The 20555-nt window shown below is 67.0% G+C and carries 14 protein-coding genes; 4 read left to right on the top strand and 10 right to left on the bottom strand.

Annotated elements, in window-relative coordinates; all coding sequences use genetic code 11:
- Window positions 1-66: 66 nt before the first annotated feature.
- The 4 genes from ACWEO2_RS24485 to ACWEO2_RS24470 form a co-directional block, all read right to left on the bottom strand.
- The gene (locus tag ACWEO2_RS24485; protein ID WP_452407425.1) at window positions 67-1857 is read right to left on the bottom strand and encodes an AMP-dependent synthetase/ligase; all 1791 of its coding nucleotides are present in this window, start codon (window positions 1855-1857) and stop codon (window positions 67-69) included.
- 184 nt (window positions 1858-2041) lie between these two features.
- Complete coding sequence (locus ACWEO2_RS24480) at window positions 2042-2968, bottom strand: alpha/beta hydrolase (protein ID WP_452407424.1); 927 nt, start codon at window positions 2966-2968, stop codon at window positions 2042-2044.
- 51 nt (window positions 2969-3019) lie between these two features.
- Window positions 3020-3877: an SDR family NAD(P)-dependent oxidoreductase gene (locus tag ACWEO2_RS24475; protein WP_452407463.1), complete on the bottom strand. Its 858-nt coding sequence runs from the start codon at window positions 3875-3877 to the stop codon at window positions 3020-3022.
- A gap of 23 nt (window positions 3878-3900) precedes the next feature.
- Window positions 3901-5442 carry a flavin-containing monooxygenase gene (locus ACWEO2_RS24470; RefSeq protein ID WP_452407423.1) on the bottom strand — a complete coding sequence of 514 codons (1542 nt, stop codon included), beginning with the start codon at window positions 5440-5442 and terminating at the stop codon, window positions 3901-3903.
- 68 nt (window positions 5443-5510) lie between these two features.
- On the opposite strand from ACWEO2_RS24470, the gene ACWEO2_RS24465 reads away from it, so the two are divergent.
- The 3 genes from ACWEO2_RS24465 to ACWEO2_RS24455 all read left to right on the top strand — a co-directional run bounded on the left by ACWEO2_RS24465 (window position 5511) and on the right by ACWEO2_RS24455 (window position 9164).
- Window positions 5511-6146, top strand: a complete 636-nt coding sequence (locus tag ACWEO2_RS24465; RefSeq protein ID WP_452407422.1) for a TetR/AcrR family transcriptional regulator — start codon at window positions 5511-5513, stop codon at window positions 6144-6146.
- A gap of 144 nt (window positions 6147-6290) precedes the next feature.
- Complete coding sequence (locus tag ACWEO2_RS24460) at window positions 6291-7481, top strand: Fic family protein (RefSeq protein WP_452407421.1); 1191 nt, start codon at window positions 6291-6293, stop codon at window positions 7479-7481.
- Window positions 7482-7520: 39 nt separating this feature from the next.
- Entirely contained in the window at window positions 7521-9164 is a 1644-nt protein-coding gene (locus ACWEO2_RS24455) for an alkaline phosphatase D family protein (RefSeq protein WP_452407420.1), read from the top strand.
- Window positions 9165-9195: 31 nt separating this feature from the next.
- Here ACWEO2_RS24455 and ACWEO2_RS24450 read toward each other — a convergent pair whose 3' ends face one another.
- Window positions 9196-9522: a hypothetical protein gene (locus tag ACWEO2_RS24450; RefSeq protein ID WP_354961151.1), complete on the bottom strand. Its 327-nt coding sequence runs from the start codon at window positions 9520-9522 to the stop codon at window positions 9196-9198.
- An 84-nt stretch (window positions 9523-9606) separates the two neighbouring features.
- Here ACWEO2_RS24450 and ACWEO2_RS24445 point away from each other — a divergent pair, with 84 nt between their 5' ends.
- Entirely contained in the window at window positions 9607-10182 is a 576-nt protein-coding gene (locus ACWEO2_RS24445) for a TetR family transcriptional regulator (protein ID WP_452407419.1), read from the top strand.
- 104 nt (window positions 10183-10286) lie between these two features.
- Here the strand turns inward: ACWEO2_RS24445 and ACWEO2_RS24440 are convergent, their stop codons facing one another.
- The 5 genes from ACWEO2_RS24440 to ACWEO2_RS24420 all read right to left on the bottom strand — a co-directional run bounded on the left by ACWEO2_RS24440 (window position 10287) and on the right by ACWEO2_RS24420 (window position 20524).
- A complete protein-coding gene (locus tag ACWEO2_RS24440) occupies window positions 10287-14060 on the bottom strand; it encodes a multifunctional oxoglutarate decarboxylase/oxoglutarate dehydrogenase thiamine pyrophosphate-binding subunit/dihydrolipoyllysine-residue succinyltransferase subunit (protein WP_452407418.1) in 3774 nt (1257 codons plus the stop codon).
- A 96-nt stretch (window positions 14061-14156) separates the two neighbouring features.
- Complete coding sequence (locus ACWEO2_RS24435; protein WP_452407417.1) at window positions 14157-17888, bottom strand: ABC transporter ATP-binding protein; 3732 nt, start codon at window positions 17886-17888, stop codon at window positions 14157-14159.
- A gap of 142 nt (window positions 17889-18030) precedes the next feature.
- A complete protein-coding gene (locus tag ACWEO2_RS24430) occupies window positions 18031-18813 on the bottom strand; it encodes an ABC transporter permease (protein WP_452407416.1) in 783 nt (260 codons plus the stop codon).
- Complete coding sequence (locus ACWEO2_RS24425; protein ID WP_452407415.1) at window positions 18810-19796, bottom strand: ABC transporter ATP-binding protein; 987 nt, start codon at window positions 19794-19796, stop codon at window positions 18810-18812. Before ACWEO2_RS24425 ends, ACWEO2_RS24430 begins: the two co-directional genes overlap by 4 nt.
- On the bottom strand, window positions 19793-20524 hold the full coding sequence (locus tag ACWEO2_RS24420; protein WP_452407414.1) for a hypothetical protein: 732 nt from the start codon (window positions 20522-20524) through the stop codon (window positions 19793-19795). The genes ACWEO2_RS24425 and ACWEO2_RS24420 overlap by 4 nt, the downstream gene beginning before the upstream one ends.
- Window positions 20525-20555: the final 31 nt, after the last annotated feature.

Below are 20555 nucleotides of genomic sequence, written 5' to 3'. Positions count from 1 at the left end.
TGTGCCGCGGTAACAAATGCGAAGGCGCCGCCCGCAATTCGCGGACGGCGCCTTCGGAACTCGGCGTCAGCCGTAGATCTTCTCCACTTCGGACGCATACTGCTTCATCACCACGGCCCGCTTCAGCGACATCTTCGGCGTCAGCTCGCCGGTCTCCTGCGTCCAGTCGACGGGCAGGATGCGGATCTTCTTGATCGCCTCGGCATGCGAGACCTTCTTATTGGTCTCGGCGACTGCGGCATTGATCTCCGCGACCAGCGCCGGGTTCTCGATCACCTGCTCGATCGGGGTCTCGGCGGGCAGGCCGTTGCGTTCCTTCCAGCCGGGCAGCGCCTCCGGGTCGAGGGTGACCAGCGCGCCGACGAACGGCTGTCCGTCGCCGACCACCATGACCTGGCTGATCAGCGGGTGCGCGCGCAGCGAATCCTCCATCAGCGCGGGGGAGACGTTCTTGCCGCCCGCGGTGACGATGATTTCCTTCTTGCGGCCGGTGATGGTCACGTATCCGTCGCCATCGATGGCGCCCAGGTCACCGGTCTTGAACCAGCCGTCGGTGAAGGCCTCCTCGGTGGCCTCGGCATTGCCCCAGTAGCCGTTGAAGACGACCGATCCGCGCAGCAGCAGTTCGCCGTCCTCGGCGATCTTGACCGCGTGACCCTCGATGGGCTTGCCGACGGAGCCGACGCGAATATTCTCGGGGGTGTTCACGGTGACGGCCGCGGTGGTCTCGGTGAGGCCGTAGCCCTCGTAGATGGTGACGCCGACGCCGCGGAAGAAGTGGCCGAGGCGCGCGCCGAGCGGTCCGCCGCCGGAGACCGCGGCCTCGCACTGGCCGCCGAGCGCGACGCGCAACTTGCTGTAGACGAGCTTGTCGAACAGGGTGTGCTTGAGCTCGAGCACCAGGCCCGGCCTGCCATTGTCGAGTGCCTCGCTGTAGGCGATGGCGGTTTCGGCGGCCGCGTCGAAGATCTTGCCCTTGCCGCCGTCATGCGCCTTCTGCTTGGCGCTGTTGAAGACCTTCTCGAATACGCGTGGCACCGCGAGGATGAAGTGCGGGCGGTAGCTGCCGAACTGTTCGACCAGAGTGGACCAGTCGGAGCTGAATGCGACGATCACCTTGGCGTCGAACGCGGCCAGCGTGACGGCACGCGCGAAGACGTGCGCCAGCGGCAGGAACATCAGCGTCTTCTTGCCCTCGGCGACGTACTTGCTCAGGGCGAGCCGGTCGGACCTCGACTCCGCGTAGAGGTTCGAGTGCGAGAGCATGACGCCCTTGGGGCGGCCGGTGGTGCCCGAGGTGTAGATCAGGGTGGCCGGGGATTTGGCATTGACCTCGGCCCGGCGCGCGTGCACGACCGCGTCGTCGAGGTCCGCGCCGCGCGCGATCAGCTCATCGACCGCGCCCTTATCGATCTGCAGTGTCTCCTTCAGATCCGGCAGCGCGCCGGCCTCGATCTCGTCGATGACCCTGCGGTGCTTATCGCTGTCGACCACCAGCAGTTTGGTGGCGGAGTCCTGCAGGATCCACTTGGCCTGTTCGGCGGCCGAGCTGTCGTAGATCGCGACGGTGCAGCCACCGGCAGCCCAGACGGCGAAGTCGAGCAGCACCCATTCGTAGCGGGTCGGGGCCATGATGGCGACGCGGTCGCCGAGTTCGAGACCGGAGGCGATGAGGCCCTTGGCTACCCCGGTGACCGCCTTCGCGAATTCCGCCGCCTTGATATCCCGCCAACCGCCATCGCCGGTGACGTTGAACAGCACCGCGCCGGGCGACTGCTCGGCGTGCCGGAAGACGTTATCGGAATTATTCGCGTCTTCCGGGATGGTGTAGGAAGCCGGGACTTCGAACTCTCGCATCAGTGCCCTTCCACGTGGGTTTACTCGTCAGTAATTTACGACACCTGTGACCGGGACGTCACTCCGGCCACCGAAACACCGGTCCGGTTCGGCATCGGTGGGCCGGTCGAGGTCCGGTCGGACCCGGTGGGACGGAGTCGGTCTTGCGTTTCGTGCGTTTGAACGAGCGCAGGTGAGACACTGTCTATCCTAGGTCGCGCAGGGCAACCGGCTGGATGGCTTCCCGCAGGAAGTCGGCCAATTCGGTCAGTGCCGCCGCGGCCGGTCCAACGAGCGCGGCCTGCAGCTGCGCGACATGCCATAGCCCCTGGCTCTCGGTGAACCGGGTGGGCACGCCCGCCACCCGCAGCGCCGCAACGAATTCGACACATTGGGCACGCAGCATTTCGCTGATATCGACCTGCACGTACGTCGGCGGCAATCCGGCCAGCACACCATGCAGCGGCGCGTAGCCGGTGTCCTTGCCATCGCCGTCGCCGAGATAGGCGGCGGCACAGGCGCGCGACCACGGCCGGTTGATGACCAGATCGCGCGACTGTTCGGGGACCTGATTCGGGTCGACCCACGGCGCGATCAGGCCGAGCGCGGCCGGGGTGTACCCGTGCCCGGCGATCAGCCGCTGTGCGGTGGCCAGCGATAGTCCGCCGCCTGCCGAATCCCCCGATAGCGCGATCTGTTCGGGTCGGTAGCCGATATTGCCGACCAGCTCCAGGAAGGCCGCTTCGGCGTCGTCGAGTCCGGCCGGGAACGGGTGCTCAGGTGCCAGTCGGTAGTCGAGAACATAGACGGCGCAACCGGTTTCGTGAGCCAGCCGGGCGGCAAGCGAGCGGTGCGTCGCAAGCGATCCGATCGCGTAGCCGCCGCCGTGCAGGTAGAGCACGGCACCCCTGGTGCGGCTGGGCAGCTGCGAACCCGCGGTGATCCGTTCCGCGGGCCTGCCGCCGAGCCGGAGCCGGTGCACGGTCGTATCGGAGGGCAGGAACTGCGCGCGCGAACCGATATCGAGCAGCAGGCGCTGCAGCTGCCAGGGCAGCCGCGCGTTCAGCGTGATACGGAAGATCGGACTCAGCAGCGTCCGCGCGATGGGCAGCGGAATATTGATGTCACGCATGGGTTTTCCTCGATTCCCGGCGTCCGCGTCCGGACGCCGGGGCAGCAGAGCTCAGGGCAGGATGTGACGGTTCACGACGGCGGCGATGCGCTGATAGCCGGAGGCGGTGACCCGGACGAACAGGTCCAGCACCTTGGCCTCCCAGCCGATCAGCACTCGGCCGTGCCCCTTGCCGACGCCCTCGGTGATGGTCTGGGCGGCCATCTCCGGCGTGTGAATGGCCAGCTTCTTGTCGAACATCGATGCCGCGCTGGCACCGTCGACGCCATCGGCGTAGGTGGCATTGCGGGCAACGGCGGTCTTGATACCGCCGGGATGCACACAGGTCACCTTGACCGGATGCTTGCCGACCAGCATCTCCTGGCGCAGCGATTCGGTGAAGCCGCGCACCGCGAACTTGGCTGCGTTGTAGGCACTCTGGCCCGGCACGGCGATGAGGCCGAACAGGCTGGAGACATTGACGACGTGGCCATCGCCGGATTCGATCAGCAGCGGCAGGAACGCCTTGGTGCCATTGACGACGCCCCAGAAGTCGACGTCCATGATGCGCTCGATGTCCTTGAACTCCGAGCGGATGACCTCGCCGTGGTAGGCGATGCCCGCATTGTTGTAGATCTGGTGCACCGTGCCGAAGTGCGCCTTGACGGCGTCGGCGTAGCGCAGCACCGCTTCGCGCTCGACCACATTCAGCCGATCGGACTTGATCTCGGCCCCGTACACCTCGCAGCGGCGCACCGTCTCGGCCAGGCCGTCGGTGTCGATATCGGAGAGCGCGAGTTTGGCGCCGCGCCTGGCCAGGTTCTCGGCGAGGGCGCGGCCGATGCCGGAGCCCGCTCCCGTGATCACACAGACCTTGCCCTTGAAATACGCGTCATTGCGCCCTCCCGTCGCCCGACCGCCACCGCCCATGGAATCGCTTCGCGATGCTGGATTCACTGTGCTGCCACCACCTCGAGGTCGTTGCTGGATGTTTCGACGGTCGTGGTCTCGTAGGCGGAGACGTCGAAATTCTTGGTGAGCCTACGGAATTCGAAGGTGAAGTCCGGCCACAGCGTGGTGTTGTTGCCGTGCTTGTCCAGGTACCAGCTGGCGCAGCCGCCGGTGCTCCATACGCTCTTCACCAGTTTGCGCTGTAACTCCTTGTTGTAGGAGTCCTGCACCTCGCGCTTCACCTCGACAGTACGCAGGTCGAGGCGATCGAAGGTGGACAATGCGTCGGCGATGTAGTTGATCTGCGATTCGATCATGTACACCATCGAGGTGTGGCCGAGCCCGACATTCGGGCCGAGCAGGAAGAACATATTCGGGAAGTTGGCGACCGTCGAGCCCTTGTAGCCCTGCTGGCCGATCTCGTCGAACACCTCGGCCAGGGTGCGGCCGTCCTTGCCCGAAATGGTGTTGTAGGTCGGTGAATCGGTGACGTGGAAGCCGGTAGCCACGATCAGGGCGTCGATCTCGCGCTCGGTGCCGTCCTTGGTGACGATGGAGTTCGCGCGCACCTCGGCGATGCCGTCGGTGATCACATCCACATTCGGGCGGCTCAGCGCCGGGTAGTAGTCGTTGGAGATCAGCATGCGCTTGCAGCCGATGCGGAAGTTCGGGGTGACCTTCTCGCGCAGCTGCGGATCGCGGATCTCCAGCTGGAGCTTGGTCTTGGCGAGCAGTTCGAAGGCCTGCATCAGCGCGGGGACCTTGGCGAGGCCGACGACCTGGGTCTCGCGCGCGGCGTAGATGGCGGCGCGGGATAGGCGCTGGAAGCCGGGAATGTGCCGGAATGCGAGGCGCTCGGGCAGCGTGTACGGGCGGTCGAAACGGGGGAGCAGCCAGGGGGCGGTGCGCTGGTAGACGTCCAGGTGGGTGACATCCGGCGCGATGGACGGCACGATCTGGATGGCGGAGGCGCCGGTGCCGATGATGGCGACGCGCTTGCCCAACAGGTCGGCGGCGTGGTTCCAGCGGGCCGAGTGGAAGATCTCGCCCTCGAAACCGTTGATGCCCTTGATGTCCGGCAGTGCCGGTTCGCAGAGCGCGCCGACCGCGGAGACCACGGTATTCGCGGTGAAGCTGCCCTGAGTGGATTCGATATGCCACAGGTTGGTGGCATTGTTCCAGCGTGCGCCGGTGACGTCGCAGTTGAACAGGTGCTTGTCGAGCACGTTGTACTCGCGCGCGACGCCCTGGATGTACCGCTGGATCTCGCCCTGCTTGGAGAATGAGCGCGACCAGTTCGGATTCAGTGCGAATGAGTACGAGTACAGATGCGAAGGCACATCGCAGGCGGCGCCGGGATAGGTGTTGTCGCGCCAGGTGCCGCCGACATCGCTGCCACGTTCCAGCACGAGATAGTCGTTGCGGCCCTGCTGGCTCAGCCGGATCGCCAGGCCCAGACCGGCGAAACCGCTGCCGATGATGATGGTCTGCACGTGGCGGGCGGGCCGGTTGTCGACAGCTTTGTCTGTAACCTTGCGACTCATATAAGTGAGCGTACGGTCTTATTGAGCACGAGTCAACAGTATTGACCATCGTTCAGTAAGATGTCCATGTGAGTCGCAAAGGTGCCGGTGAAGTGGTGAAGCGAACCCGCCTCAGTCCGGAAGAACGTCGCACGCAGCTGATCACCTTGGGCGCCAAGATGCTTGGTGACCGCGCCATCGAGGACATCTCGATCACCGAGATCGCCGAAGCGGCCGGGATCTCCCGCGGCCTGCTCTTCCACTACTTCCCGACCAAACAGGACTTCCAGCTGGCGATCGTCCGCCACGCCAATGCCGAACTGCTCGACCGCATCGCACCCGACCGCTCACTCGGTGTCTTCGACATGCTGCGCGATTCGATCGACCGGTACATCGAATATGTCAGCGAAAACCGCAACTCCTATGTATCGCTGCTGCGTGGGCCCGCCAGCGTCACCCCCGAGCTGGTCCCGCTCGTGGACCAGACCCGTGACACCATCATCGGCATCATCCTCACCGAGGTGCCCGTGCCGATCGATGAGGCCGAGCGTCCACGCCTGACCCTCGCCTTGCGCGGTTGGATCGCCTTCGTCGAGGAGGCCACCCTCACCTGGCTCCGCAACGCCACCATCACCCGCGAGCAGCTGGTCGAACTGCTGGTGGAATCCCTTCTCGCACTCGCGCTTTCGCTGAATCCGGCACTTGCCGCCGCGCTGCGTGAGTGATCTGCGGGACTACGGGCGGTTCGCTATTACGAGCACTCCTGGAAAATCGCGCAAACGACAACAAGACGGCCGATAACTGCGTTTAGTATGTAAAAACGAAGCTAACGTCGCATATGTTGTCGTTTTTCAGTCGAAAGGAGCGTCGTGAACTGGCCATCATGCCGAATCGAGGACGGGGCCTGGAAGCCGCGTCAACGGCAGGGGTCGCGGGCGGACCGCACTCTCGAGCGCATCGCTGTCTCGATTCCAGCGTGCATCGCCGCCCTCGACTACGACGCCATCGGCACCGTCGCTCGGGCCCATGAAGCGGCGGTGATCGCGGTCGCCCGTCTCGAAGCGGGATTCGGCCAGCACCTGGCCCCGCTAGCGGACTTCCTGCTGCGCAGCGAGTCCGTTGCGTCATCGAAGATCGAGCACATCGATGCGGGCTGGCGAGCCTTCGGCAAGGCTGTCGCGGGCGGCAAAGCAACTGACGAGGCGCGATCGCAATTGGCGGCGGTCAAAGCGCTGATCGCGATGGTCGATGCGGCGGGTTCCGGCCTCATCACCCTGGACACTTTGCTCGCCGCGCACCGGCTGCTGATGGCACCCGACTACTACGCCGCTCGTGATGCGGGCAGCCTGCGAGAAGTCCAGAACTGGATCGGCGGCAGCGACTACTCCCCGATCGGCGCGGCGTACATCCCACCGCCACCGGAAACGGTAGTCGAACTGATGGACGACCTGCTGGTCTTCGTCAACCGCACCGACCTGCCGATTCTCGCCCAGGCGGCCATCGCGCACGCACAATTCGAGTCCATCCACCCGTTCACCGACGGCAATGGCCGCATCGGCCGCGCACTCATCAGCGCCATCTTGCGCCGCCGCGGCCTGACCGAGCGGGTCACCGTGCCGCTCGCCTCGGTGATGCTCGCCGACACCGGACGCTATTTCGACCACCTGACCGCTTACCGGGCCGGGGACGCCGACGCATTCGTCGAATACGTCGCCATCGCTGTGATCCACTCGAGCGCGGCCGCGCAGGACTCCGCCCGCGTCCTTGCCGGACTACCGGCGCACTGGCGCACCATTGCTCGTCCGCGCGCGAACTCCGCCGACGAAAAGCTCATCGCCGCCCTACTTGATACTCCGATCTTCAACGCGGACACCGCACAACAGGTCACCGGTACCACTGATGCCAATGCGTACCGTGCCCTTAGCCGCCTGACCGAGGTGGGCATTCTCGAAGTCCTTTCTGACAGCAAGCGCAACCGCATCTGGGCCGCTACCGATGTCCTGGCGGAACTGGACGCGCTCAGCGCCGCCATCGGCAAGCGCACCGCGGAACATCTTTGAGAGGGATGTCCGCTGCGCGGTCGGTGGATATCCTGACGTATGGGTCTGTCTCGTCGGCAGCTGTTGAGGGTGGGGACGGCTGGGTCGGTTGCGGTGTTGGTGGGGGCGTCTGCGGCGAGTAGTGCACGGTTTCGGGCGCCGCGGTGGTTGGGGGATCCGTTTACGTTGGGGGTGGCTTCGGGGGATCCGGTGCCGGATGGGGTGGTGTTGTGGACGCGGCTGGCGCCGGATCCGTTCGCACCGGATGGGCTCGGCGGGATGGCGCAGCATCCGGTGAGCGTGGACTGGGAAGTCGCGCACGATGAGCAGTTTCGGCAGGTGGTGGCGCGGGGGACGGCCGTCGCGACCCGTGAACTCGCGCATTCCGTGCACCCCGAAGTAGGCGGGTTGGAGCCGAATCGCTGGTACTTCTACCGATTTCGCGCGGGCTCGGCGATCTCACCGATCGGCCGGACCCGCACCGCCCCCGCGCTGGGGCAGCCCACGGCGCGCATGCGTTTCGCCTTCGCCTCCTGTCAATCGTGGAGTTCCGGCTACTACACCGCGTATCAGCACATGAGTGCCGAAGATCTCGATCTGGTTGTGCACCTTGGTGATTACATCTACGAACGAGGCTGGACGCGCGGTCGCGTCGGCATGTCGGTGGAGCCGCAATTCCAAGCCGAAGCCGTCGATCTGCCCGGCTACCGACTGCGCTATGCCCAGGCCAAGGCCGAGCGGCCGTTGCGCGCCGCCCATGCCGCCTTCCCCTGGCTCGTCACCTTCGACGATCACGAGGTCGACAACAACTGGGCGGGCGACTCACCCGGCATCGGATTCGATATCTACCGCATTCCCAAGCTCTTTCGCGGCCGCCGTGCCGCTGCCTTCCAGGCAATGTACGAACATCAACCCTTGCGCATCGCCGCCCTGCCCTCCGGCTCGACCATGCACATCCACCGCCGCTACAGCTTCGGCGACCTCGCCGAAATCACCATGCTGGACACCCGCCAGTACCGCACGGCGCAGGCTTGTGGCGACGGCGGTCTGGTCGCGGACTGCCCCGACCGCTTCGCCTCGGACCGCACGATTCTCGGTGCGCAGCAACGTGATTGGCTGATCGATGGCTTCGGCAAGTCCACCGCCCGCTGGCAGATCCTCGGCAACCAGGTCTCCATGGGCCAATCCGACTATGACCTCGGCCCCGGCGTCGCGACCGGCACCGACTCGTGGGACGGCTACGTATCCGACCGCAACACCATCCTCGGCGCCGCCGCCGACCGTGGCGTCCACAATCTCGTGGTCATCACCGGCGACCGCCACCAGAACCACGCCGCCAACCTCCGCGCGGACTACTCGAACCCCGAATCCCCGGTCGTGGCCTCCGAATTCATCGGCACCTCCATCACCACCAATGGCAACGGAAAGGATATGACCCCGACCGGCCGCACTCTCCTGGCCGCCAACCCCGACCTGAAGTTCTTCAACTCCCAACGCGGCTACTCCCGGGTCTCGCTGGACCATGGATTGTGGCGCAACGACTTCCGAGTAGTCCCTTACGTCAACCGCCCCGGCGCGCCTATCCACACTCGCGCCGCGTTTGTCGTGGAGAACCGGGTTCCTGGTGTCGCCGAGGTGTCGCGCTCCGACAACTTGGCCGGGCAACATTCCGGAGCTGGAACCGCGGGCCCGCCGCCGCGCTGAGACTCCTCGGCGTTCATGACCAGGAAGTAGGTCAACGCCTGGCGGCGGCGCGTGGCGGATTGGCCAGATTCAGGGCGGAGTTGAGGCGATACGCACCGCCGAGCCCGTGGAACACGGCCATGAGCAGCGCCCCGGCAACGGCGCCGCCGATACCGGCAAGGGCATGGGCGGGCAGATCGGCCCAGTAACCGATCAGCACCGCGAGGGCGAGACCCAAGGTGCCGGCCACGGCATTGCGCAGCGAATCGTTACCCCACACATTCGGAAATTGTTCGCCGACCATGCCTTTGACGAAATGCGGGACGGCATTGGCGCCCATCACACCGGCGAGCGCGGACAGCAGGACTGTATGCCACATATCGGCCACCTATTTTCAGTCAACAATCGTTGACTGAATGCTAGCGACTCATCCGTGTTCAGTCAACGATCGTAGACTGAACGCATGAGCTCCCATCCCACCCGCCGCGCCGAACAGCGCGACCGCACCCAAGCTCGGATCTTGGATGCGGCGCGGCAGCTGTTCGCGGAGGTCGGCTATGACCGGGCCACCATCCGCGCGATCGCGGCGGCGGCCGACACCGACCCGGGCCTGGTGATGCGCTACTTCGGATCCAAGGACAACTTGTTCGCCCAGGTCGCACAATTCGAACCGGATGAACTGATCACCGGGACGCCGCCGGAGGCGGCCGAACAACTACTGGCCGCACTCGAACAGAAACTCGCCGAGCAGCCCACCGACGCACTGACCGCGATCCGCTCCATGCTCACCCACCCCGATGCCGCCGCCGAGGTCCGATCCGCCATGGTCGCCCGCCAACAACAGGCCGCCCAACACCTGGCCCCCGACGACGCAACCCTCCGCGCCGGCCTCATCGGAGCCCTCACCATCGGCACCGTCATCGGCCGACACCTACTCCAACTCGACGCCCTGTCCGACGCCCCACCAGCCCACATCACCGCCCTCCTCCGCCGCGCCATCCACGCCATCGCCCACGACCCCCCAGAACCCACCCACTAACCGTGCCAGCGGTCAGAGTGGTGCGCGGCTACCCGGATACAAAGAACGCCGGGCCGAATCGCTCTGTGGGAGAGCGGATTCGGCCCGGCGTTGGGGTGCGGCGACTACGCGGTCGGCTCGAAGGCCTCGGCGACGATTTCGGCCTGCTCCACGGCGTGGACCTTGGAGGAGCCCGAAGAGGGGGCCGACATGGCGCGGCGGGAGATGCGGCGGAGCTTGGTGAAGCGCTCCGGGAGCAGCTCGGGGAGATTCAGGCCGAAGAAGGGCCAGGCGCCCTGGTTGGCCGGTTCTTCTTGGACCCAGGCGATATCGGTCGCGTTGGGGTAGCCCGCAAGTGCCTCGTTGAGGCGGAACTTGGGCAGCGGGTAGAGCTGCTCGATGCGGACGATGGCGACGTCTTCGCGCTTCTGCTTGGCCTTTTCGGCAACCAGCTCGTAGTAGAGCTTGCCGCTGGTGAGCAGGACGCGCTTGACCTTATTGCGGTCGCCGATGCCCTGTTCGTAGGTGGGCTCGTCGAAGACCGAGCGGAACTTCGATTCGGTGAAGTCCTTCAGGTCCGAGACCACGGCCTTATTGCGCAGCATCGACTTCGGGGTGAAGACGATCAGCGGACGGCGGATGCCGTCGAGCGCGTGCCGGCGCAGCAGGTGGAAGTAGTTCGCCGGGGTGGACGGCACGGCGACCGTCATCGAGCCCTCGGCGCACAGCTGCAGGAAGCGCTCGATGCGACCGGAGGTGTGGTCCGGGCCCTGTCCCTCGTGACCGTGCGGCAGCAGCAGCACGACCTCGGAGAGCTGACCCCACTTGGCCTCACCGGAGGAGATGAACTCGTCGATGATGGACTGCGCGCCGTTGACGAAGTCACCGAACTGCGCCTCCCACAACACAAGTGCGTCCGGGTTGCCCAGCGAGTAGCCGTATTCGAAGCCGACGGCGGCATATTCGCTCAGCGCCGAGTCGTGCACCGCGAACCAGCCCGGAGTGGTGCTGCCGATGTTATGCAGCGGGGTGTACTCCCCGGCCGTCTTGCGGTCGATGATCACCGAATGCCGCTGGGTGAACGTGCCACGACGCGAGTCCTGGCCCGTCAGGCGCACCGCGCGACCCTCGTCTATCAGCGTGCCGAAGGCGAGCAGTTCGGCGAAGGCCCAGTCGACCTTGCCCTCGTAGGCCATTTCGCGGCGCTTCTCCAGCACCGGCTTGACGCGCGGGTGCACGTTGAAGCCGTCCGGCACATTGAGGAAGGCGTCGCCGATGCGCTGCAGCACCGTCTTGTCGACGGCGGTCAGGATGGTGGTCGGCACCTGCTGGTCGTCCTCGACCGATTCGCTCGGCTCCGGGACGTACTTCTCCAGCTCGCGCACCTCGTTGAAGACCCGCTCCAGCTGACCCTGGTAGTCACGCAGCGCGTCCTCGGCCTCTTTGAGCGAGATATCGCCACGGCCGATCAGGCTCTCGGTGTAGGCCTTGCGCACCGAGCGCTTGGTGTCGATGACGTCGTACATTTCCGGCTGGGTCATCGACGGGTCGTCGCCCTCGTTGTGGCCGCGACGCCGGTAGCAGACCATGTCGATCACGACGTCCTTGCGGAACTTCTGGCGGAAGTCCACCGCGAGACGCGCCACCCAGTCGCAGGCCTCCGGATCGTCACCGTTCACGTGGAAGACCGGCGCGCCGATGAACTTCGCTATGTCGGTGGAGTATTCGGTGGAGCGGCTGTTCTCCGGTGCGGTGGTGAAGCCGATCTGGTTGTTCACCACGATGTGGATGGTGCCGCCGACCCGGTAACCGCGCAGCCCCGACAGGTTCAGCGTCTCCGCGACCACACCCTGACCCGCGAACGCGGCGTCACCGTGCAGCATCAGCGGCATGACGGAGAAGCCCTCCGGCCCGTCGCCCTTGTCCAGCAGGTCCTGCTTGGCGCGCACCAGACCCTCGAGCACCGGGTCGACCGCCTCCAGGTGCGAGGGGTTGGCGGTGAGCGAGACCTCGATCTCGTTGTCGCCGAACATCTGCAGGTAGGTGCCGCGCGCGCCGAGGTGGTACTTCACGTCGCCGGAGCCGTGGGTGGCGGCCGGGTTCATATTGCCCTCGAACTCGGTGAAGATCTTCGAGTACGGCTTGCCGACGATATTGGCGAGCACATTGAGGCGACCGCGGTGCGGCATACCGATGACGACCTCGTCGAGCGAATGCTCGGCGCACTGGTCGATGGTGGCATCCATCATCGGGATGACGGCCTCGGCGCCCTCGAGCGAGAAGCGCTTCTGCCCGACGTACTTGGTCTGCAGGAAGGTTTCGAAGGCCTCCGCCGCGTTCAACCGGTTCAGGATGTACTTCTGCTGTGCGACAGTCGGCTTGACGTGCTTCTGCTCGACCCGCTCCTGAATCCACTGCAGCTGCTCGGTTTCCAGGATGTGGGTGTACTCCACACCGACGTGGCGGCAGTAGGCATCGCGCAGCACCGAGAGCACATCGCGCAGCTTCATCCGCTCCTGGCCGTGGAAGCCCGCGACATCGAAGGTGCGGTCCAGGTCCCAGAGGGTGAGGCCGTGCTGGGTGACATCGAGGTCCGGATGGCTGCGGAACTTGTCCTTGACCAGCCGCAGCGGATCGGTGTCGGCCATCAGGTGGCCGCGGTTGCGGTAGGCCGCGATCATCTCGAGCACGCGGGTGCTCTTGTCGACGCCGCGTTCCTTGACGTCCTTGCGCCAGCGCACCGGCTCGTAGGGCACGCCGAGGCCGTGGAAGATCTCGTCGTAGAACTCGTCGCTGATCAGCAGGTTGTGGATGGTCCGCAGGAAGTCGCCGGATTCTGCGCCCTGGATGATGCGGTGGTCGTAGGTCGAGGTCAGGGTCATCAGCTTGCCGACGCCGAGCTCGTTGATGCGCTCGTCGCTCATGCCCTGGAATTCGGCGGGGTACTCCATGGCGCCGGCGCCGATGATCGCGCCCTGGCCCGGCATCAGCCGCGGCACCGAGTGCACGGTGCCGATGGTGCCGGGGTTGGTCAGCGAGATAGTGACGCCGGTGAAGTCATCGATGCCGAGCTTGCCGTCGCGGGCGCGGCGCACGACGTCCTCGTAGGCGGTGTGGAACTGCCCGAAGGTCATGGTCTCGCAGCCCTTGATGGCCGCGACGGCCAGCGAGCGGTTGCCGTCCTTGCCCTGCAGGTCGATGGCCAGACCGAGGTTGGTGTGCGCGGGGGTGATCGCGTTGGGCTTGCCGTCGATCTCGGCGAAGTGCCGGTTCAGATTCGGGAACGCCTTGACCGCCTGCACGATCGCGTAGCCGAGCAGGTGGGTGAAGGAGATCTTGCCGCCGCGGGTGCGGGCGAGATGGTTGTTGATGACCAGGCGGTTGTCGATCATCAGCTTCGCCGGAATGGCGCGCACGCTGGTCGCGGTCGGGACGGCCAGCGACGCGGACATGTTCTTCACCACGGCGGCGGCCGGGCCACGCAGGATCTTCGCCTCGTCGGTCGCGGTGTCGGCGGGCTTCGGCGCGCCGGAGGTGGGCGCGGCATTCGAGGTCGGCGCGGGAGTCGTCTGCCGCGCGCGGGTGGTGACCGGCGCGGGTGCGGGAGGCTTGGGGGCCGCCGGGGCAGGTGCCGCCGGGGCGGGGGCCGCGGGGGCCGCGTTCACCGGCGCGGCGGCCGGGGCCGGGGTGGCCACCCGCGCGGGCGCGGCCGCGGGTGCAGCGGCCTGACTGTTACCAGAATCACCCGCGACTTCGGGCGTGTAATCGGCGAGGAACTCGTGCCAACTCGCGTCTACTGAAGATGGATCCTGTTTGTACTTCTGATACATCTCATCGACTAGCCACTGGTTCTGTCCGAACTGGGAAGTTGAGCTGCTCACAGCAGGTGTTCGCCTCATTTCGTTCTTCGCGCTGCGACGTTTGTGACGTGCCCGGCACGGGGATCAGCGGATGCGCGCCGATGCGCCCTCTCTGAGGATAGGCCCAGCAGCAAATCAGCGGACCGACTGACCACCGGACAAACCCGCTCTCAAAGATGACGACCCGTCCTCGCTCGAGAATATTCCCCCCGCTTCGCTGGCCGCCGCCCAGAGTTGGGCATAGGGCCCATCGGCCGCCAGCAGCACCTCGTGCGGCCCGATTTCGGCGATTCGTCCGTGTTCGACCACGGCGATCCGATCGGCGCGCGCGGCGGTGCCGAGCCGGTGCGCGACGACGACGGTGGTGCGGTCCCGGGCCAGCGATCGGCTCGCTACCAGGACCGATGCCTCGGTCTCCGGGTCGAGGGTCGCGGTGGCCTCATCGAGCAGCAGCAGATCAGGGCGCACGAGTTCGGCACGGGCCAGTGCGATCAGTTGGCGCTGGCCCGCCGAGAGGCCGCGGCCGCGCTCGCCGACCGGGTGGCGCATGCCCTGCGGCAGTGCGGCGATCATCTCGGCCGCACCGACCGCGGTGGCGGCGGCCACGATCTCCGCTTCGGTCGCGGATGGTTTCCCGAAGGCAATGTTGCTGGCGACATCGCCGGTGAACAGGTGAGCTTCCTGAGGGACTATGCCGAGCCGGGAGCGGTAGTCGGCCAGGCGGTAGTGCCGGATATCGATGCCGTCGACGTGGATGGTGCCGGTTGGCTCGGCGTCGTCGGGTAGGTCGTAGAGCCGGGCCAGCAGTTTGACGATGGTCGACTTGCCCGCACCGGTCGGGCCGACCAGCGCCAGCGTCGATCCCGCCGGGATGCGCAGGGATACCCCGTCGAGTGCGGGTTTTTCGGTGCCCGGGTAATGGAAGCGGATGTCGTCGAGGACGACCTCGCCGCGCAGGCCGTGGTCGATCGCGACCGCGTCCGGTGGATCGGCGGCGATCGAGGACGGGGTGCGCAGCAGATCGCCGATGCGGCGCAGGCCGACGCGCGCCTGCTGATAGCCGTCGAATACCTGGGACAACTGCAGGATGGGGCCGAAGAGCAACTGCAGATACAGCACGAAGGCGATGAGGGTGCCCGCGGTGGTCGCGTCCTCGGCAACCTCGCGGGCGCCGAAGTACACGACCGCGGCCAACGCCAGATCTGCCCAGGCAATGACGAAGGCGAAGTACATCGCGATGGCCCGCTGGGCGCGCATCCGGCTGCTGCGGTAGCGATCGGAGTATTCGGCGAAGCGGCGGGCGGCGACCGGCTCGTGCCGGTTGGCCTGGACGGCGCGCAGGCCGGAGACGTTCTCCTGGAAGTCGGCGTTGACGGTCGAGACGTGTTCGCGCGAGACGGTGTACGCGGTGGTGGAGACTCGGCGGAAGAGCACCGTCGCCACCAGCAGCGGCGGCAGCGCGATCAGCACCACCGTGGCCAGCGAGGCATCGATGACCAGCAGTGCCACCGTGATCCCGACCAGGGTGAGCAGACCGATCAGCGTGGTCGCCACGCCGGTCTGCAGGAAGGTCGACAGCGCGTCCACATCGGTGGTCATCCGGGTCATGATGCGACCGGACAGCTCGCGTTCGTAGTAGTCCAGACCCAGCCGCTGCAGGTGCGCGTAGCTGCGCACACGCAGGCCGTAGAGCACGCGTTCGCCGGTGCGCGCGGTGAGTACGGTGGTCGCCGCGCCGACCGCGAGGCCGAGGACCACCAGCACCGCCCCGAGCGCTCCGGCGCGGGCGAGGGCGACCGAATCATGACCGCTCACACCGGTATCGATGGCGTAGCGCACGATCGGCGGGAAGGCGACGCCGATCAGTGTGTCGAGTGCGAGCAGGGTGATGACGCTCAGCACCAGCCAGCGCACCGGCCGCAGCAGCCGAGCGAGCCGGAACTCGGGATCGGGTCGGCGCAGTTGCTCATCGTCGAGCCCGGGTTGTTCGGTGGCGGGTGGTAGCCGCTCGATGGTGCGGCGCAATTCGGGAGTTTCGCTGAGATCGGCTGCCGCGCCCGAGAATCCGCCCGGTCCGCTGGTGGCCGTCGTGGCGCGTCCGAGACCGGCCGGCGCGACCGGGGCGGCTGCGTCGGTTGCGTATGTGGCCGGGCCGGGGAGCCGGATCACCCGATCCGCATGGGCGAGTGTGGACTCCCGATGCGCCAGGATCAGCGTCGTGCGGCTGCCCGCATCGGGCAGCTTGTCGAAGATGGCCGCCTCGGTGACCGCGTCGACCGCGGAGGTCGCGTCATCGAGCACCAGAATTCGTGGCCGCGCCAATAGCGCTCGGGCCAGCGCGATCCGCTGCCGCTGCCCGCCGGACAGGGTCAACCCGCGCTCGCCGACCACGGTGTCATAGCCGTCGGGCAGTTCGGTGATGAACTCGTCGGCCGCGGCGAGCTTTGCGGCATGCCGGATTTCGGCGTCGGTGGCCTCGGGGCGGCCGAGGGCGATATTGGCGGCGATAGTGTCGCTGAACAGGAACGGGTCGTCGAAGACCACGCCGATCGCCGCGCGCAGCTCGACCGCGCGCAGGTCGGCGATATCCACGCCCTTGGCGTCTCGCGGATCGGCCGTTGGATTGTCGGTCTTCGAGCGGGCGGCCCCCGCACTCGAACTGGCGAATTCGCCCGCAGCGGTGCTGGATTCGGTTCCGAACAGCCGAATGGTGCCGGAATCGGGGGCGTAGAAGCGGGGGAGCAGCAACGACAGCGTTGACTTTCCGGAGCCCGCGGGACCGATGATGGCCACGGTTTCGCCGGGGTGCACGGTGAGGTCGAGGTCGCGCAGGATCGGCTGGGCGGGATCGAATCCGAACGTGAGGGCGTCGATGTCGATGCCGAGGGGTCCGTCGGGCAGGTCGGCGGGGACGGGTGGGTCGGCGATTTCGGGGGCGGCATCGATGACCTGGTAGACGCGTTCGGCCGCGGCTCGGGTCAGCTGCGCCATGATGACCACCGAGGACATGGTGCGGGTGGTGACCGTCATGGTGGTGACATAGGCGGAGAAGGCGAGGAAGGTGCCGATTCCGATGGACCCGTGCAGTGCGAGCAGGCCGCCGACGACGATGACCGCGACCAGCCCGGCTTGCGGAATGGTGGTGACCGCGGGCGCGAACCGCGCGTTGATCGCGGCAGCCCGCATGCGTTCGGCGTAGAGCGTGCGTCCGTGCTGTTCCAGTACCCGCACCATCCGGGTCTCCTGGCCGAAGCCCTTCACCACGCGGACGCCGGTGACCGTCTCTTCGACATGCTGCGCGACCTCGGCGGCCCGCTGCTGTGCCGACCAGGTCGCGGCGTAGAGCCGCGGCCGCATCCGGTAGACCAGCAGCGCGATCGCTGGGACGACCAACAGCGCGACAGCGGCGAGCGGCGGCGACAGCCACACCATGACGACGGCGGCGAGCAGGAATTCCAGCAGCGCCAAACCGGACAGCGGGACCATCGCCAGCAGGCCCTGCACCAGTTGGAGGTCGGTGATCGAGCGGGATACCACCTGGCCGGTGCGCAGGGCGTCCTGGCCGACTCCGTCGAGGCGTTGCAGTGCGCCGAGCAGGTCGATCCGCAGTGTGTGCTGGACGTCGAGTGAGAGCCGTCCGGCCAGCATGCGTCGTCCGAAGGCGGCCGAGAAGCGGCCGGCCGCGACGAGGGCGAGTAGTCCGGCGACGGTGCCGATGACGGCGGTATCGCCGTGTCCCGCCGCGTCCACGGCGCGTTTCGTCAGCAGTGGTGCGGAGATTTCGACCAGTGCTCCGGCGATCAATGCGACCGCAATGCCCGCCACCGTTCCCCGGTGTGACCAGCACTCGGTCCACAGTCTGCGCATCCAGCCCGGTTCATTCAATTGCGCTGCTCACCCGTCTTTTGTCGGCTCATACCGACGGTAACGACACGGATCGCCATCGGATTTGTTCCCCGCGGTACGGACAATTTCGGGGGCGCTGGTCCGATGGCGACCGGGTACGGGGTCAGATATCGCGTTTGCGGAGCAACCACCAGGCGCCGCCGCCGATGCCGAGGGTCCACAGCAGCAGGACCACCAGCGCGGCGGGAGTCGGGGCCAGGAAGTCGCTGTCGGTGAAGGAGTCGACCGCGACCGTGCTGATGGTGGCGGCGCCGGGGAGCATGGTGACCATTCCGGCGAAGCCGATGGCCTTGGTGACGATCCAGAGCAACGGCTCGATGATCAGCAGCCAGCCGAGCATCGTGACGATCGCACCGGTGGAGGTGCGCAGCAGCAGGCCGAGGCCCGCGCCGATCACCGACCAGCAGACCGCCGCGAGCAGGCCGCCGCCGAAGACCGCGAGCAGGCGCAGGCCGAAGTCGAATTTGCCGCGGCCGAAGGCGAGCAGACAGGCGAACGCGAGCAACTCGACCGCGAATGTCATCGCCAGTGCGAATCCGGCGGTGACCAGGAGTTTCGCGGCGGCGAGTCGGTCGCGGTCCGGGGTGAACAGTGCCGTGGACGGCATTGTCGCGTAACGGTATTCGGCGCCCGCCCCGGCGGCGCCGAAGGCCCCCGCGAGCACGATCGCGATGGCAAGGCCGATGTAGAGCCCGATGGTCGCGGCACCGGTCGCCGGATCGGATTTGGGGTTGGCCGGTCCGGCGACCACCGCGGTGACCGTGCTCGCGACGAGGGCGATCGCGGGGATCAGCGCGGCCAGGATCCGGCTGGCGCGCAGCGTGGTGACCTTGCGGACCTCGGAATTGACGGCCGGAACGAGGTCCGGGGGCAGAACGGCGATCATCGTGGAATCCCCTGGGGCGTCGGTTGGGGCGGTGCGATCCCGGCGTAGGGGGCGGGCGGTGCTGGGCGGGCCGGTTTGACCAATGCTGCGAGCACCCGGTCGGGATGGATCTGGTCGGCGATGATGCTGTCCACGCGCACACCGACCGCCGTCGCCGCCGCGCGGATCTGCGCTTCGGTCGCCTCGGCCACCGCGAGCCGTCCGTCCGGCCGGATCACCGCATCGGTGAATCCCTGTGCGGCCAGCATGGTGGCCAGCGCGATCGGCGGGGACGCGGCGACGACCAAGCGATCGGGGTGGCCGCGCCGCAGCCGGGCGGGGGTGCCCTGATAGACCACCGAACCCTCGCTCAGCACAATGATGTTGTCGGCGATCGGAATCACGGTCGCCAGGCTTTCGCTCGACAGTAGGACAGTGCCGCCGCGGCGGGTATGGCGCCGCAGGAAGTCCTGTAGCCACGCGCGTTCGGTGGCGTCGAGATCGGCCATCGGTTCGTCGAGGATCAATAGTTGCGGATCGCCGAGTAGTGCGGTCGCCAGTGCCAGTCGGGTCTGTGATCCGGCCGGTAGCGCACCCGCCCGCGTCCGCGCCCAGGCACCGAGGCCGACCGCCTGGATCACCTCGTCGGCGCGCGCGTCCTCGATACCCGCGGCCGCCGCGTACACCAGCAGGTGATCGCGTGCCGAGCGCGCCGGATGCAGACCGCGCGGCACCAGCATGCCGCCGACGACGGCCGCGGGACCGCGCTGCGGCTCGCCGCGCCGTCGTGAGCCCGGCCCGCCGACCGCCGCGGTACCCGTGGTCGGTTCGAGCAGGCCGAGCAGGATGTGCAGAATCGTCGACTTACCGGCGCCCGCCGGCCCGACCAGGGCCGCGACCGTCCCGGACGGGACGGTGAAGCTGACGTTCTCGATCCCGGTGACCAGGTCGTAGCGCTTGCTCAGGCCGCGGACGGAGAACGCGAGCGGTCGGCCCGCGCTCATCGTGGCGTGGTCGGGGGTTGCGGCTTGACCGGATCCAGTGCAGGCAGCGGATCGGCATCGATGATCAGCTGGCGATCGGCGGGCCAGGCCACCGGCGCCGGCCCGAATGCCGTGCGCGCGTTGCCGATCGTGGTCTTGCCCAGCGCCCGGTTGCCGACACCGCCGATCACCGCGCCGATGCCAGCGGGCACCACCTTGCCCGCCATCAGGGCGGCCCGTTTGGTGATGAACCGGATGATGAATCGCTTGAGCAGCGAATCGTTCATGCTCGACAGGCCGGGAATCTTATTGGCGAACAGCGTGCCCCAGTTCTTCGCCGAATGACCCACGGTCTTCTCGACGATCTCCATCCCGCTCTCGCCGAGTACGACGGCGAGCACGAGTGCCCGCCGCGTCTCCTTGTCCTCGGGGGAGATGCCGTGCACGGCCGCGACGGCCAGCGTGAACACCGCGGACGCCTCCATGAAGAAGGTGGTCTCGGCACTCACCGCCGCGATCGCCGCGACGGTGCCGACCCCGGGCACCGCGGCGGTCGCGCCGACCGCACCGCCGCTGCTGGTCACCGCGAGCAGGTACTGGTTCTCCAGCCGCTCGATGATCTGCGCGGGACTCTCCGACGGATGCGAACGCCGCAGCCGGTCCACGTACCTTGCGACGGCGGGCGCCTGCAGGCGTGACCCGGTATCGAGTAGCTGGACCACCGTCTTCTCGAACGTGCCTTTGAACACGGCGATATCCTCCTCTTCCGCCTGTACGGGA

It is taken from the genome of Nocardia sp. NPDC004278, assembly GCF_053602975.1.
The sequence above is the reverse complement of the archived record's forward strand: the minus strand, read 5'-3'. Positions and strand labels throughout refer to the sequence as shown.

Bases quoted from the DNA above. Each gene is read 5' to 3' on its own strand.
- ACWEO2_RS24485 (WP_452407425.1), bottom strand. From the start codon at position 1,857: ATGCGAGAGTTCGAAGTCCCGGCTTCCTACACCATCCCGGAAGACGCG.
- ACWEO2_RS24480 (WP_452407424.1), bottom strand. From the start codon at position 2,968: ATGCGTGACATCAATATTCCGCTGCCCATCGCGCGGACGCTGCTGAGT.
- ACWEO2_RS24475 (WP_452407463.1), bottom strand. From the start codon at position 3,877: ATGGGCGGTGGCGGTCGGGCGACGGGAGGGCGCAATGACGCGTATTTC.
- ACWEO2_RS24470 (WP_452407423.1), bottom strand. From the start codon at position 5,442: ATGAGTCGCAAGGTTACAGACAAAGCTGTCGACAACCGGCCCGCCCGC.
- ACWEO2_RS24455 (WP_452407420.1), top strand. From the start codon at position 7,521: ATGGGTCTGTCTCGTCGGCAGCTGTTGAGGGTGGGGACGGCTGGGTCG.
- ACWEO2_RS24450 (WP_354961151.1), bottom strand. From the start codon at position 9,522: ATGTGGCATACAGTCCTGCTGTCCGCGCTCGCCGGTGTGATGGGCGCC.
- ACWEO2_RS24445 (WP_452407419.1), top strand. From the start codon at position 9,607: ATGAGCTCCCATCCCACCCGCCGCGCCGAACAGCGCGACCGCACCCAA.
- ACWEO2_RS24440 (WP_452407418.1), bottom strand. From the start codon at position 14,060: ATGAGGCGAACACCTGCTGTGAGCAGCTCAACTTCCCAGTTCGGACAG.
- ACWEO2_RS24435 (WP_452407417.1), bottom strand. From the start codon at position 17,888: ATGCGCAGACTGTGGACCGAGTGCTGGTCACACCGGGGAACGGTGGCG.
- ACWEO2_RS24430 (WP_452407416.1), bottom strand. From the start codon at position 18,813: ATGATCGCCGTTCTGCCCCCGGACCTCGTTCCGGCCGTCAATTCCGAG.
- ACWEO2_RS24425 (WP_452407415.1), bottom strand. From the start codon at position 19,796: ATGAGCGCGGGCCGACCGCTCGCGTTCTCCGTCCGCGGCCTGAGCAAG.